The organism is Sandarakinorhabdus limnophila DSM 17366 (assembly GCF_945882885.1).
In the GTDB taxonomy this organism is placed as follows: domain Bacteria; phylum Pseudomonadota; class Alphaproteobacteria; order Sphingomonadales; family Sphingomonadaceae; genus Sandarakinorhabdus; species Sandarakinorhabdus limnophila_A.
Genome location: NZ_CAMCWT010000038.1, coordinates 1 through 13,077, shown reverse-complemented (window position 1 = coordinate 13,077; position 13,077 = coordinate 1). Strand labels below are relative to the sequence as shown.

The following is a 13,077-nucleotide window of genomic DNA, read 5'->3' as shown; positions in this document are numbered from 1 at the left end:
TCAGCGGAAAGGGGGACGCCTGCAATGCAGGGCAATGCACGCTCGACGTTCCGCTGGCTGCTCGATCTTGCCGTGCTGCTGATCGGCACCATCACGCTGTTGTTCTTTCTGCTCCGGCTGACAGGTGATCCGGCCATCGTGCTGGCCGGTCCCGATGCGCCGCCCGATCAGATTGCCGCGATCCGGCAGAGTTATGGCTTCGACGAAAGCCTGATCGTGCAATATGGCCGCTACATGGCCAGCCTGCTGCGTTCGGATTTCGGCAGCTCGCTGGTTGATGATACGCCGGCGCTCGCCAAGGTGCTCGATGCCATGCCGGCAACCCTGCTGCTGGGCGGCGTGGCCATGGCGCTCACGCTGGTCGTGGCCCTGCCGACCGGTCTGTGGCTTGGTTCGACCCGCAACGCGGTGGCGGCGCGGCTCATCCGCGGCCTGCTGTTTGTGCTTCAGGGGTTCCCGGGCTTCGTCACGGCGCTGCTGCTGGTGCAGCTCTTTGCCATCCAGTTGGTGTGGTTGCCCGCACTTGGCGCCAGCGGTCCTTCCAGCTGGGTGCTCCCCGCGGTTTCCGTTGCGTCGTTTCTCATCCCCAAGCTCACGCGCCTTGTGGAGGCGAACACGGCGGCTGTCATGCCCGCCAATCACGTGCGCACCGCGCGAGCCAATGGTGCATCGGACACGGAAATATTGTGGCGGCACGTTGCACCCAATGCGTTGTTGGGCGCCGTGGCGCTCATCGGCGCGCAGTTTGCCTTTCTTGTCACCGGGCTAGTCATCATCGAGGCGATTTTTGCGTGGCCCGGCGTTGGCTGGCTGCTTGTCCAGTCGACCACCAATCTGGATTTCCCGGTTGTTCAAGCGATCACGTTCATGGTGGTGATCGCGGTGTTTCTGGTCAACACCCTGACCGCGCTGGTTCAACGCCGCCTCGATCCGCGACTGGGCGACACCAAATGAACGCGCCCCGCGATCCGTGGCTGGTCCTCGGCCTTGGTCTGCTCGGCCTGCTCGCACTCCTGGCGCTGGTCGGGCCGCTGCTCGGCGGCGCGGATCCAGATTTCATTCGGCTGGACGAGCGGCTGTTGCCGCCGTTCATCCCCGGTCACCTGCTTGGCACCGATCAGCTTGGCCGCAGCATGGCGGCACGGCTGTTGACGGGCCTTGCCTGGTCGATGGCAACGGCCGGCCTTGCCACCCTGATCGCCTTCGTCATCGGCACCTGCTTCGGATTGGTCGCGGCATCGGGGCAATGGCCCTTTGCCGGCATCATCCGGCAGATCACCGCGCTGGCCCAGTCGTTTCCAGTGTTCGTGCTGGCTGCCGCAACCATTGCCATTGTCGGCAACGGATATTGGGCAGTGGTGTCCACGCTCGGCCTTGTCACCTGGCCGGTCTTTGCGCGGGTCGTGGAGGCGGAGGCATCCAGCCTGCTCACGCGGGAATATGTTCTGGCGGCGCGCATGATGCAAATGTCGGCGTTGCGGTTGTTTGCCATCCACCTCCTGCCCGGCCTCGTGCCCAGCCTTTCGGTGCTTGCCGCGTTTCATTTTGCCGACATGCTGATCGCGGAAAGCGCGCTGTCTTTCCTCGGCATTGGCGCGCCGCTCGGCGCCGCCACCTGGGGCGCGATGCTGAGCGAAAGCCGGGCCTATCTGCTGACAGCCCCATGGATGCTGCTGGTGCCGGCGGCGGCGGTGGTGATGGTGGTGATTGCATGCAATCTGGCTGGCGATGGCTTGCGGAGGCGTTTCGCATGATGGCCCCCGCCCCTGCATGGCAGGAAAATGCCCCCGCATTGCAGGTCAACAGGCTTTCGATCGGCAAGATCGGCGGGGCGTCACTGGTCAATGGCCTGTCGCTTGCCGTCGATAACGGCGAGATTCTTGGCATCGTTGGCGAATCCGGATCGGGCAAGTCGCTGACCGCTCTGGCCATCGGCGGACTGCTCCCCGAAACGCTTGCGGTCACCGGCGGCGCGATCTCGGTTGCCGGCCAGGATGTGGGTGCGCTGTCTGCCGGCGCCCGGCGCCGACTTGGCGGCAGCCGCATCGGCTTTGTCTTTCAGGATCCACTGTCTTCGTTCAATCCCGTGCGCCGGATCGGCACCGCGCTGGTCGAATCCGCGATGCACCATCAAGGCCTGTCGGCCTCGGCGGCACGCACGCTGGCCAGCGCACGGCTCGGCGCCATGCACCTGCCCGATCCGGATCAGTTGATCGATTGTTATCCCCATCAACTGTCGGGCGGCCAGCGCCAGCGCGTGATGATTGCGCTGGCGCTGCTGAATGATCCGCCTTTGCTGATTGCCGATGAACCGACGACGGCGCTCGATGCCACGGTGCAGCGCGCGATCCTTGCCCTGTTGCGGGCGCAATCTGCGGCACGGGCAACCATCCTCATCACGCATGATCTGGGGGTGGCCATTTCGCTTTGTGATCGCATCGCGGTGATGCACCGGGGTGGAATCGTCGAAACCGGCGCGGCGCGGCAGGTGCTGGAGGCGCCGCAAATGGCCTATACGCAGCAGCTTGTTGCCGCCCGCCGCGCCATCGGCCAGCGCCGCGATCGGCAGTCCGCATGACCCCGCCGCTGCTGTGCGTGGACAACCTAGTTGTCAGCTATGGCGGGCGGCGTCCCGTCAGGGCTGTCGATGCCTGCAGCCTTGAACTGCACTACGGTCAGATCCTTGCCCTGGTCGGCGAATCCGGCTCAGGCAAATCGACGATCGCGCGCGCGGTGGCTGGGCTGGTCCGGCCGGCTTCGGGCCGCATTGCGCTCGCGGGCACGGATTTGTCGGAACAGGCGCGAAACGATCGCCGGCGCATCCAGATGGTGTTTCAGGATCCTGACGCCAGCCTCAATCCCTTCCACCGCATCGGCACGACGCTTGCCGAGCCTTTCGTCGTCAGCGGCATCACCGATAAAGCGGCCATTGCAGCAGGCGTCGCCAAATTGCTGGCCATGGTCCGTCTGGATGGTGAACTTCTGGGCCGGCGTCCGCGCGAGTTGTCGGGCGGGCAGAAACAGCGGGTTGCCATTGCCCGGGCGCTGGCCATGGCACCCGATGTGCTCATCGCCGACGAGGCCCTGTCGGCGCTCGACGTCACCACCCAACTTGCGATTTCGGAATTGCTTCTGGAACTGCGCGACAGGCTTGGCCTCGCCATCCTGTTCATTTCGCATGATCTGTTGATGGTGCGCCGCCTTGCCGATCGCGTTGCAATCATGCGATCCGGCCGTATCCTCGAACAAGGCGACTGCGCGGCGGTGCTCGACGCGCCCGCGCACGATTATACGCGCCTGTTGCTGGCCGCGACCCCCGACATGGATCGCGGCGGCATCGATCTGATGGCCGACATTGCGCTGCTTGATGTTGAAGGAGACCAACCATGAAGGTGCGTGATCTGCAGCACGCGCTGCTGCCAACGCTCACGGAAGAGGAAAAGAGCCGGCAGCGGATGGTGGTGGCGCTGCGCCGAACGATCAATGGCAGGCTGCGTCCCCGCAACGTCGCGCTTTATAAGGTTGAGGGTGCCCCGGCGTTTGCCGCGCGCCACGGCCGTGCGCCGCAATCGCCCGAAGACGTCGCCAATGCGCTGTTCCTGTCGACGGGATACCGGATGTGGAGCGCGATGAACCGCGCCTCGCAGGAAATGATCTGGGTGGCCGCCGGGGCGCCGTTGGTCCGCGATGCCGCTCGTGCCGAGGCCGCAAGCCGCACTGTGCCGGCGCTCGGATCGCTGCATCTCGATCCGGCCTTCGATCCGCCCGGCGAAATTGCCGACATCGATATCCATCTGCAACCCGGCGGCTATACGATGGATCGCGGCGAAGGCGATCTGCTCGCCGGCGCCCTCTACGAAGCCGGCGGCAACATCTATGCCTTCGGTCAGGGCGTGGGCAAGGGCGACAGCAAGGCCGGCGCGGTGATCCGCCACCTCGAAGCGCGCCACCCGGGCATCCAGCCGGAGCGCATTCTCGATCTGGGCTGCTCGGCAGGCGCGGCCACCTGCGCCTGGGCGGCACATTTTCCCGATGCCGACGTCCACGGCGTCGATATCGGCGCCGGCATGTTGCGCTATGCCCACGCCCGGGCCGCGGCGCTTGGCGTGGCGGTGCATTTCCATCAGGCCGATGCGGCCGATCTTTCGGCCTTTGCCGATGACAGCTTCGATCTGGTGGTGTCGCACAATCTGCTGCACGAAATCGGCCGGGAACAGCGCCGCGCCATGCTGGCCGAAGCGCGCCGCGTTGTCCGCCCCGGCGGCATGGTATTTCACCAGGATGTGCCGACGCGCTTCGTGACCGAACTGGTCGCCCGCGTTGAACGCGCCTGGGATACATCGCACAATGGCGAGGCGTTCTGGAATATCTATGCCGGCGATGATCTTGTGGCCGACATGGTGGCCGCCGGATTTGCGCCCGCCGATATCGAGGAGCTGCGTCTGTCGCAGGTCGATGGTGCGATGGGCTGGTATCTGCTCGCTGGCGGAAAGCCGGCTTGATCCTGCGCCGCCTCCTGCTTGGGCTGTCCATGGCCCTGGCTGCGGCATCCGCCGGTGCCGAACCGGCGCGGCCGACCGAAGCCCTGCGTGTGGGCGTCAACACCTTGCCGGTCAGCCTTGGCAATCCATACAAGGGCAATGGCCGGCCCAGCACCCTGGTGTGGAATGCGCTGTTCGATGGGCTGACGCAGATTGCCCCTAGCGGCGAACTTGTGCCGGCGCTGGCCACCAGCTGGGTTGCGACCGGGCCGAACAGCTGGCGCTTTAAGTTGCGCCCCGGTGTGCGTTTCGCCGATGGCCGGCCATTCGATGCCGCCGCTGCTGCCCGTGTCATCGGCTGGCTGATCTCGCCGGCCGGCCGCCGCACGGTGATCGGCAATGAACTCAAACTGGTAAAGACCGCGATAGCGAGCGGGCCGCTTACCCTGGATTTCATTACCTCGAAGCCTGATCCCATCCTGCCCAAGCGGCTGGTGGCGGCCATGATGGTGGAACCGGATCGCTGGCAGCGCCTCGGCCCCGAAGGCTTTGCCCTTCAGCCGGTCGGCACCGGGCCCTATCTGCTCACCGGCTGGGATCAACGCCGCCGCCGCGCCGAAGCGGTGCGCAATCCGCACAGCTGGCGGCCGGTGGCCATCTCCCGCCTCAGCTGGCTGGAACTGCCCGATGCCGCCGTGCGCACGCAGGCGCTGCTTTCGGGCGATGTCGATATCGCCCCCATCGAAATCGAGGAGATGGACCGGCTTGTCGATCGCCGCTTTCCGATCGTCACGGCGCCTTCAATGTCGGTGATGTCGGTGGGTTTCATCACCGAGCGCCCGGGCGTGCACCCGTTGCAGGATGTGCGCGTGCGCCGTGCGCTGAACCATGCGGTCAACAAGGATGTGCTGGCCCGCATCCTGTTGCGCGGGCTTGGCCGCGCTTCCGGCCAGCCCGCGGCGCATATGTCCTTCGGCTATAATCCGGCCGTTGCCGCCTATCCTCATGATCCGGCGCTGGCCCGGCGGCTGCTGGCGCAGGCCGGTTATGCCCGCGGTTTCCCGCTCACCATCGAAATCCAGATCAACGCGTTTCCCGCCGATTCACTGATTTATCAGACGGTTGCGCATGATTTGCGCCAGGTTGGCATCACCCCTACCTTGCGCACCATCACCTTTGCCGATTATCTGCGCAAACTCGCCAAGAACACATGGGCCGGCGATGCCTTCGGCGCATCGTGGAACAGCGCGCCCTACAATGATGTCACGCGCGCCCTTGAAAGCTTTTCATGCAAGCGACCCAACGCGTTCTTCTGTGACAAACCGCTGGCCGCCAGCCTTGGCGTCGCCAGCGAGATTGCCGATCCGGCACGGCGCAATGCCGCGATGCAGGCCATGGCGCAGCAATATCATGATGCCGCTCCGTCGCTGTTCCTTGTCGAGCAGGTGGACATGTTTGCTCATCGCCCCGGCCTGGCCGGGGTGCGCATCGTCAATCGCGTGCCGAGTTTTGAAACCATCACCGGGCCTGCGACATGACCAGCACCGACGACATTCTGACTATTATTCGGGCCGGGCGCGGACAGCGCCCCGCAAGCCTCGACAATGCCGAGACCGAGCAGGTGTTGACCATCACCCTGGCGTTGCTAGTCGAACTCGGCGTGGCCATCGACCGGATCGACCGGCTGGAACGCACGCTGGCACAAGTTGCCGGCCGGCCACTGGACAGCATTCGCGAAGCACCGCTCGGCCCCGAGGCGGAGGCTGAACGCCAGGACGCCCAGGCGGCGCTGGCCGCGCGGGCGCTGCGCATTTTTTTCGATGAACGGGTTGCTACCGATCGCGAAACCACGAGGCAAAACAGGGAGGGAGCCTTATGACGAAGCTTACGAAATGGATGCTGACCACTGCGTTCATCGGCCTTGCAGCCATCGCACCCGTGCAGGCGCAAACTGCCGACGCTGCGCCGTCCGGTGAGAACGTCGAGGAGATCACCGTTACCGCCCAGCGCCGCGAGCAGAGCTTGCAGAAGGTGCCGATCGCCGTGTCGGCCTTCAACGCGACCGAACTCAACCGCCGTCAGATCATCGATACCTATGATATCCTGCGCAACATCCCGAACATGGCCGGCAACCAGAATGTCGGCGTCGGAACCTCGGCCAGCTATTTCCTGCGCGCAGTCGGCAACGGCGAATCCATCGCCACTTTCGATGTGCCGGTCGGCACCTATGTCGATGATGTGTTCGTTGCACGCCAGAACGCCAACAACTTCGCGTTGTTCGATGTCGAGCGCATCGAAGTGCTGCGCGGGCCGCAGGGCACGCTCTTTGGCCGCAATACCACCGGCGGCGCCATCAACATCGTGATGCGCAAGCCCGGAGAAGAGCTCAAGGGCTATGTCGAGGCCGGCTATGGCAAGTTCAATCAGACCATCTTGCGTGCGTCGGTGGACCTGCCGATGAGCAACAAGGTCCTGACCAAGATTTCCACCTTCTGGATCCGCGACGATGGTTACGCGACGCAGGTGTCGACGGGGCGGAAGTTCAACAGCCGCGACACCCTTGGCATCCGTGGCATGCTGCGCCTGCTGCCGACTGACACGCTGACCATCGACATCACTGCCGACCATGTCGACGATCAGAACACCAATTTCCTCAACCGCGTTGGCCCGAACGGTGAACGTCTGGTAGACAACAATATCAGGCAAGGGGCGTTCACGGGCCTGGTGACGGGTCGCAAGGCCAATTTCTCGCTCGACAACGTCGCCCGGTCCACCGCGCTCACCGGCAACATCGCGCTCGATCTCGGGGCCGCCGTGCTGACCTCGATCACCGGTTACCGCAAGATCGATCAGGAGTTCATCATCGACAGCGGCGGCTTTGCGCCCCGCCCGACCCGGAACACCGGCTTCAATCCGATCCTCAATGACAGCGATCACGAACAGGTCACGCAGGAGCTGAAGCTGAACGGCGATGTCGGCAACCTCAACTATGTGCTCGGCGCCTTCTATATGAAGGAAGACAACGTCACCGACTTCGCCCAGCTTGCCACAAATACGACGACGCTGGTCCAGACGGTCACGGCCGACCGCACATTGCTCAACGATACCAGCACATGGGCCATTTACGGTCAGGGCGATTACCGCATCGCCGAGCGGCTCGTGCTCACTGCCGGCCTGCGCTACACCTATGAAAAGCGCACCATCGGGGTCTTCACCAATCCCGGCGCACTTGGCGTGCAGTTGTCCACCGCCGGCATCGTCGCCTCGGGACGGCCCATCGAGCAAGTCTACAAGGCCTGGACCCCACGCTTTGCCATCAGCTATGAAGCCTCCGATGACGTGATGCTGTTCGCGTCCGCCACGCGCGGCTTCAAGTCCGGCGGCTGGCCGGGCCGCGCCACCGCCAACAACGCGTTCATCCCCTTCGCGCCTGAAACCGTCTGGTCATACGAAGGCGGTCTGCGGGCCGATGCCTTTGACAACACGCTGCGGTTCAATGCGACCGCCTTCTATGCCACCACCTTCGACGTGCAGATCCCGGCGCAGGCGCTGGTCGGCGGCGTGCCGGTCTCCACCACCACCAACCCGGCCGATCTGCGCAACTATGGCCTTGAAATCGAAACCACCTGGATCCCGGTTCAGGGGCTGAATATCTCGGGATCACTCGGCCTCCAGCGCGCGCGGTTCGTCAACCCGAGTGATCTGGTGATCGCGCAGCAGGCCCGCTGCCGATCCGGCAGCACCGTGGCACCGGCGTGCAACGCCAATTTCGTCGACAATATCGGCGAACTGGCGCGTCCGGTCCGCGCGCCCGCGATCACCGGCAACCTGATCGTCAGCTATGATGCCAGGATCAGCGGCCTGGGCACGCTGACGCCAACGGCCAACTACAACTACACCGGCGCTTATGCGGTGGCCACCGCCGGCAGCCCCAATCAGCCAGCGGCCAGCAACACCTACCAGCCCTCGCAGACCTATATCAACGCCTCGCTGGCGCTGCGGCCGCAGGGCGTGGATAATCTAGCCATCACCGTCGAATGCCAGAACTGCTTCAACAAGAATTACATCCTCACCAACCTTGTCGGCGCAAACTTTTTCGATGTGCCCGGCTCTTGGCTGATCCGCGCTCGCTACAACTTCTAGGCGAGGCTTCTGGGAACGGCTGCCAATCACGGCCAGCCTCGCACCAGAAAGGCCCCCGGCAGCACCTGCCGGGAGCCTTTTCATGCCCGTGCCCGTTGCACGGCATTACCAGCGCACGCCGGTCTCGAGATCGCCGGCGTAGGGCTTCAGCGCGTCTGGCAGCGCCGGGTCATAAGGGCGGTTCCAGGCGAAACCCTTTTCGCCGTCCACATAATCGGTCACCAGCCTGCCGCCCTTGGTGCGGAAGAAATACAGATTTCCCGTCATCGTCCCATAAGGCCCATGGGGAATATGCGGTGGCCGCCAGAAATAGGCGCCGGGCTTCATCACGCCGCGGTTGCCGTGGCTTTCGCCCGCCAGCAGATACATCTCCTCCACCACCGGATGCACCTCGGCTCGCTCGGCCCAGCGCATCGGCAAGGTGCCCAATATCCAGCTGGTATCGCCGGTATGGGGATCGACAAAGAGCAGCTTGCGCCCTGCGCCGGCCGGAAACTCCGGATGGAAATTGCCGGTATAGGTCACGGAAAAGCCGTCGAGATGGCGCACCAGTCGCGCCTCGTCCACCGGCCCTGCTGGCCCTGCTGCAGGCATGCCCGAGAAAAAGCCCAGCACAACCGCCCCGCCCTCAGACGTCCGCGACCCCGCCTCATGCCCGGCCGGCCAATGTGCATACCCGAACGGCCCATAAGACTGACCGCCGATCTCCAGGGCGCCCTCCAGCACCAGAAATTCCTCATCACACGCCATTGCGCCGGCTGGCAGGGTCCAGCCTGCCGGAATCCGCAGCAACAGGCTCAACGCGCCGCTTTCCGCATCTTGGCTCAGCACCTTGGTCTGGATGCCGGGGCGGGTGCCGTTCAGGCCATCATCCTGCCACGGCAGGTGCTGTGCCTGCACGAATTCGATCCATGGTCGGCTCATTGCGTGCTTCCCTCCTTGCGCAACGGTGTGCGCGGGTCTGCCGTTTCGGTGATCACCCGCATCAGTCCGGCCAGTGCCCTGTCGAGTGCGGCGCCGGTTTCGCGACGCGTTGCAGGGTCGGCGCCCGCGGTTTCGATGACCGCATCGCTTATCAGTCCGGCGTCACGCAGCACCGCCTCGATCGCGATACGCCGCGCCCGCTCGACATGCAGCTGCATGGCAAGCTCGAAAACCAGGCCAGCCAGCCGCTCTGGATCGGGTGTGCCGAACACGCCGCTCATTGCGGCTTTTCCGCTGCCAACACCGCCCAGGGAAAATGCCATTCCAACCGATCAGGCCATGCCAGCCCATCGAGCAGACCTGCGCCGCGTTCATCAAACGCCGTCCAGCCGACATTGATCAGCCCCGCCGCCGCCGCCATCGCCGGCACATCGGCCGCAAGCATCGGCGGCATGAAGGGCTCATTGTTGCGCGCACCATGCTCGATGATCGCCAGATCGCGAAACGCATCGCCGGTCGGTTGAAAATCCATGAACCGCAACAGGCCGCCGGGGCGCAACAGCCGGGCGGCCTCCCGGAAGATCGCTGCCAACGTCTCCAGCGGTACCTCGTGGATCAGCATGGTCGAGGTGACGAGATCGAAACTGCCGGCCTCCAGCCCGGTATCGGCGGCGTCGGCCTGACGAAACACCATGGCGAGCCCTCGGGCATTGGCGCGTGCCGTTGCCAGCTGGAGACAAGGGGCAGACAGATCGACCCCGGTTACCACGGCATCAGGGAACGCCTGCTGCATCGGCCAGGCTGATTTGCCGAAGCCGCAGCCCATATCGACGATGCGGCGATAATCACGGCGTGGCAGCGCGGTTTCGACGAACAGGCGGTGAAAGCCATAATCGTCATTTTCGCCCAGCATCACCAGCTTGGCGCCCAGTTCATACACGCGGGCCGCCGTCGGCCCCGACCATACACCGCCGGGCTGGAGATGAATGTCCCAGTCGGTGTACCAATCGGGCAACAGCAGATCGGGATCCAGTTCGAGCCGGGTTGGCCCCAGGCTTGCAGGCTCGTTTGCAAGTTCGTCGCTGTTATTGGCCACGGCGTCTGCTGTGGCGCGCCACAGCATTTTCTGCGCGCCGCGTTCCATCCAGGCAAACCATGCATGGGCCGGCAGGGCGTGCACCGCCAGAGCTATGCCGGGGGGGGCAATCCCGGCCGGCGCGGCGGTCGGTTCGGCATCCGCCGCGTCCCATTCTGCCCGAACCGCTGGATACAGCGTGTCGGCCCAGCGCCGGCGCAGCGACAGGACGAAATCCACCGCCGCCCGGTCGGCCAGCTGCAATTGCGCCATCACGCCGTCTCCCTGACAAGTTCGAGCAGTTCACCTGCGCCGCCGCGCCGAATTTCGTCGCGATCAGCTGCGACGCTCACCATCGCCATGCCCGGAGGGAGCGTTCCCACCACCGGTCGGCGCGCCCTCGTGCCAGGGGGATAACCGTCCAGTTCGATCATGGTCCCTTCGGCCAGCTTGATAAGCCCATGCGGGTGCAGCGTTTCGGGTGGCAGGCCATTGGCGGCCGAAATCACCCTGACGGGCGTTGCCACCGGCGGGTCGGTCGCATTACCGAAACCGGCATAGGCCGCAAACATCGCCGCCAGATCGGCGCCTCCGGCCACAACGATGAACACCCGGCCCACAAAGGATCTGGCCTCGGCCAGCGCCAGCCCGCTTCCCGGGCCGACCTGCGTGAAATACAGGCACTCGCCGCAGGGTCCCAGCACCTGCATGGCCCGAATCATCGGAAAGCGTGTCAGGCTAGCCGGCGGCCCTATGATGGTGAAGGCCGGATCGTCCGCCAGCCGCGCCGCCAGCCCATCCACATCCTGCACCACGAATTCGGTGGCGTTCCAGCCATGGGTCGTCAAGGCCGGCGGCGGCACGGCTCCCGCCACCTCGATGAAATGCAGGAACACAGCTTCGCCGCTTGCCGGCCCCAGCGTCCGCACCGCGCAACCGGCCAGCGCGGGCGCTCCCATCGCGGCTGACCGCTCTTCTGTCAGGCGGCTTTCTGCAACGACCTGATAACCCAAGTGCATGACATAGGGCGTGGTTGCCGCGGCCAGTTCGGGAACAACGAAGCTGACTGCGCGAATACCGCCCAGCACTGGCCTGTCAGCAACATTCATGTCACTGTCCCGATCCCTGCCATCCACCATATTACAGGTTCCATGCGCTTATTCGAGGCAAAGCGGCGTCGCCGTATCCCGGTATGTCGATGGCATGGGATGACGGCGCGCGGCAAGGGGGCACGGGGCCATGCATGACAGCAATTCGTTCAGTCGCCGCTGTTATGTCGACGGCAAATGGGGCCAGGTTCATTGCCTGATGGATGGACGAATGGACGTGGAGGGGCCGCCGCTGGTGCTGCTGCACCAAAGCCCCTGGTCGTCTTTCCAGTATCAGGCCGTGCTGCCAAGGCTGGCTGCCGCGGGCCACCGCGCCATTGCACCTGATTCGCCCGGCTACGGCCTGTCCGACCCTGCGCCGGAAGGTGCCGGAATCGCCGATCACGCCGACAATCTTGCGCATGTGCTGGCAGCGCTCGACCGCCCACCCGCTGTTGTCATCGGCCATCACACCGGCGCGCTGATTGCCGCCGCGCTGGCCGCCCGCCATCCGGAACTTGTGCATGGCCTAGTCCTCGACAACCTGCCCCTTTACACGCCCGCTGAACGCGCTAGCCGGGCCGCTCTGCATGGCAATGCCGCTGTCCTGCGCCCCGACGGCAGCCATCTCACCGATCGATGGGCCGTCATGCGCCAGCGCGGCGACCCGGAACTTTCCGACGCGTCGATACAACTTGCCGTCATTGCCTGGGCCCAAGCTGGCCCAGACGGCGGCCACGCCGCGGCTTTCGCCCATGATCCAGCACCCGACTTGCAAGCCATCAAGGTTGCAACCCTCTGCGTCGCCGGGCGCACGGATCCGCTGTTTGGCCATCTGGAGCGCGTTCTTGCCGCCCGGCCGGATTTTGATGCCATCGCGTTGCCCGGCGGTGCCGCCATGCATCTTGAGCAAGCGGATCAATGGGTGGCAGCAATCCTGCCTTTTATCGCGCCTATGCCCCGGTCGACAGGCGGAGGGTGATCGATCATGCCGGGAATGCTTAACGATATTGCTGCTCCACGCAGGCCTCTCCGGACTCAACGGGAAAGTGTATAAATTCACCCGTCAAAATGCTTAATTAAAAAGCTTAATTTAAGTTAATTTTGGTGCCCCTGGCCGGACTCGAACCAGCACGGATTTCTCCACTCGATTTTGAGTCGAGCGCGTCTACCAATTTCACCACAGGGGCAGTGCCAGCCCGGTTAGCGCATGGCGCGTGACCCTGTCCCGCAAAATGTATCCGGTTTGAATGAGAGGAATCTGGCAAAATCGAAGCTGCTTTGAGCGGAGGATTTTGCTGATGAAGAAGTCGAAGTTCACAGGCGAGCAGATCGCGTTTGCCCTTCGCCAGGCGGAGGTTGGCAC

14 protein-coding genes and 1 tRNA gene are annotated in these 13,077 nt (G+C 64.4%); 9 read left to right on the top strand and 6 right to left on the bottom strand.

What is annotated here, in order from left to right; translation table 11 throughout:
* Window positions 1–24: 24 nt before the first annotated feature.
* The 8 genes from Q7O19_RS09445 to Q7O19_RS09410 are packed head-to-tail and all read left to right on the top strand — an operon-like array spanning window position 25 to window position 8,624.
* Window positions 25–954 carry an ABC transporter permease gene (locus tag Q7O19_RS09445; protein WP_303810155.1) on the top strand — a complete coding sequence of 310 codons (930 nt, stop codon included), beginning with the start codon at window positions 25–27 and terminating at the stop codon, window positions 952–954.
* Window positions 951–1,754: an ABC transporter permease gene (locus Q7O19_RS09440; protein ID WP_303810154.1), complete on the top strand. Its 804-nt coding sequence runs from the start codon at window positions 951–953 to the stop codon at window positions 1,752–1,754. Before Q7O19_RS09445 ends, Q7O19_RS09440 begins: the two co-directional genes overlap by 4 nt.
* Complete coding sequence (locus Q7O19_RS09435; RefSeq protein ID WP_303810153.1) at window positions 1,751–2,578, top strand: ABC transporter ATP-binding protein; 828 nt, start codon at window positions 1,751–1,753, stop codon at window positions 2,576–2,578. Before Q7O19_RS09440 ends, Q7O19_RS09435 begins: the two co-directional genes overlap by 4 nt.
* Window positions 2,575–3,390: an ABC transporter ATP-binding protein gene (locus Q7O19_RS09430; RefSeq protein WP_303810152.1), complete on the top strand. Its 816-nt coding sequence runs from the start codon at window positions 2,575–2,577 to the stop codon at window positions 3,388–3,390. Before Q7O19_RS09435 ends, Q7O19_RS09430 begins: the two co-directional genes overlap by 4 nt.
* A complete protein-coding gene (locus Q7O19_RS09425) occupies window positions 3,387–4,502 on the top strand; it encodes a class I SAM-dependent methyltransferase (protein ID WP_303810151.1) in 1,116 nt (371 codons plus the stop codon). The genes Q7O19_RS09430 and Q7O19_RS09425 overlap by 4 nt, the downstream gene beginning before the upstream one ends.
* A gap of 29 nt (window positions 4,503–4,531) precedes the next feature.
* The gene (locus tag Q7O19_RS09420; protein WP_303810150.1) at window positions 4,532–6,019 is read left to right on the top strand and encodes an ABC transporter substrate-binding protein; all 1,488 of its coding nucleotides are present in this window, start codon (window positions 4,532–4,534) and stop codon (window positions 6,017–6,019) included.
* Window positions 6,016–6,360 carry a hypothetical protein gene (locus Q7O19_RS09415; protein ID WP_303810149.1) on the top strand — a complete coding sequence of 115 codons (345 nt, stop codon included), beginning with the start codon at window positions 6,016–6,018 and terminating at the stop codon, window positions 6,358–6,360. The genes Q7O19_RS09420 and Q7O19_RS09415 overlap by 4 nt, the downstream gene beginning before the upstream one ends.
* Window positions 6,357–8,624 carry a TonB-dependent receptor gene (locus Q7O19_RS09410; protein WP_303810148.1) on the top strand — a complete coding sequence of 756 codons (2,268 nt, stop codon included), beginning with the start codon at window positions 6,357–6,359 and terminating at the stop codon, window positions 8,622–8,624. The genes Q7O19_RS09415 and Q7O19_RS09410 overlap by 4 nt, the downstream gene beginning before the upstream one ends.
* 105 nt (window positions 8,625–8,729) lie before the next feature.
* Here Q7O19_RS09410 and Q7O19_RS09405 read toward each other — a convergent pair whose 3' ends face one another.
* Genes Q7O19_RS09405 through Q7O19_RS09390 form a run of 4 tightly spaced genes read right to left on the bottom strand, consistent with a single transcriptional unit; the run spans window position 8,730 to window position 11,732 of the window.
* Window positions 8,730–9,548, bottom strand: coding sequence for a DUF4437 domain-containing protein (locus Q7O19_RS09405; RefSeq protein WP_303810147.1), 819 nt, complete (start codon window positions 9,546–9,548; stop codon window positions 8,730–8,732).
* Window positions 9,545–9,829 carry a hypothetical protein gene (locus Q7O19_RS09400; RefSeq protein ID WP_303810146.1) on the bottom strand — a complete coding sequence of 95 codons (285 nt, stop codon included), beginning with the start codon at window positions 9,827–9,829 and terminating at the stop codon, window positions 9,545–9,547. The genes Q7O19_RS09405 and Q7O19_RS09400 overlap by 4 nt, the downstream gene beginning before the upstream one ends.
* A complete protein-coding gene (locus tag Q7O19_RS09395; RefSeq protein ID WP_303810145.1) occupies window positions 9,826–10,896 on the bottom strand; it encodes a class I SAM-dependent methyltransferase in 1,071 nt (356 codons plus the stop codon). The genes Q7O19_RS09400 and Q7O19_RS09395 overlap by 4 nt, the downstream gene beginning before the upstream one ends.
* Window positions 10,896–11,732: a hypothetical protein gene (locus Q7O19_RS09390; protein ID WP_303810144.1), complete on the bottom strand. Its 837-nt coding sequence runs from the start codon at window positions 11,730–11,732 to the stop codon at window positions 10,896–10,898. The genes Q7O19_RS09395 and Q7O19_RS09390 overlap by 1 nt, the downstream gene beginning before the upstream one ends.
* Window positions 11,733–11,862: 130 nt before the next feature.
* Between Q7O19_RS09390 and Q7O19_RS13510 the strand changes: the two genes are divergently transcribed.
* A complete protein-coding gene (locus Q7O19_RS13510; protein WP_369692461.1) occupies window positions 11,863–12,693 on the top strand; it encodes an alpha/beta fold hydrolase in 831 nt (276 codons plus the stop codon).
* 123 nt (window positions 12,694–12,816) lie between these two features.
* On the opposite strand, the gene Q7O19_RS09375 is transcribed toward Q7O19_RS13510, so the two are convergent.
* Together Q7O19_RS09375 and Q7O19_RS09370 are read right to left on the bottom strand one after the other, a co-directional pair.
* A tRNA-Leu gene (locus Q7O19_RS09375) sits at window positions 12,817–12,901 on the bottom strand.
* On the bottom strand, window positions 12,889–13,077 hold a 189-nt coding region (locus tag Q7O19_RS09370), incomplete at its 5' end, for a hypothetical protein (protein WP_303810139.1). The genes Q7O19_RS09370 and Q7O19_RS09375, both read right to left, overlap by 13 nt.

What these genes read in the sequence shown, in the direction of transcription:
- Q7O19_RS09395 (WP_303810145.1), bottom strand. Translation starts at nt 10,896, where the DNA reads ATGGCGCAATTGCAGCTGGCCGACCGGGCGGCGGTGGATTTCGTCCTG.
- Q7O19_RS09420 (WP_303810150.1), top strand. Translation starts at nt 4,532, where the DNA reads ATGGCCCTGGCTGCGGCATCCGCCGGTGCCGAACCGGCGCGGCCGACC.
- Q7O19_RS09435 (WP_303810153.1), top strand. Translation starts at nt 1,751, where the DNA reads ATGATGGCCCCCGCCCCTGCATGGCAGGAAAATGCCCCCGCATTGCAG.
- Q7O19_RS13510 (WP_369692461.1), top strand. Translation starts at nt 11,863, where the DNA reads ATGCATGACAGCAATTCGTTCAGTCGCCGCTGTTATGTCGACGGCAAA.
- Q7O19_RS09425 (WP_303810151.1), top strand. Translation starts at nt 3,387, where the DNA reads ATGAAGGTGCGTGATCTGCAGCACGCGCTGCTGCCAACGCTCACGGAA.
- Q7O19_RS09410 (WP_303810148.1), top strand. Translation starts at nt 6,357, where the DNA reads ATGACGAAGCTTACGAAATGGATGCTGACCACTGCGTTCATCGGCCTT.
- Q7O19_RS09400 (WP_303810146.1), bottom strand. Translation starts at nt 9,829, where the DNA reads ATGAGCGGCGTGTTCGGCACACCCGATCCAGAGCGGCTGGCTGGCCTG.
- Q7O19_RS09440 (WP_303810154.1), top strand. Translation starts at nt 951, where the DNA reads ATGAACGCGCCCCGCGATCCGTGGCTGGTCCTCGGCCTTGGTCTGCTC.
- Q7O19_RS09405 (WP_303810147.1), bottom strand. Translation starts at nt 9,548, where the DNA reads ATGAGCCGACCATGGATCGAATTCGTGCAGGCACAGCACCTGCCGTGG.
- Q7O19_RS09445 (WP_303810155.1), top strand. Translation starts at nt 25, where the DNA reads ATGCAGGGCAATGCACGCTCGACGTTCCGCTGGCTGCTCGATCTTGCC.
- Q7O19_RS09415 (WP_303810149.1), top strand. Translation starts at nt 6,016, where the DNA reads ATGACCAGCACCGACGACATTCTGACTATTATTCGGGCCGGGCGCGGA.
- Q7O19_RS09390 (WP_303810144.1), bottom strand. Translation starts at nt 11,732, where the DNA reads ATGAATGTTGCTGACAGGCCAGTGCTGGGCGGTATTCGCGCAGTCAGC.
- Q7O19_RS09430 (WP_303810152.1), top strand. Translation starts at nt 2,575, where the DNA reads ATGACCCCGCCGCTGCTGTGCGTGGACAACCTAGTTGTCAGCTATGGC.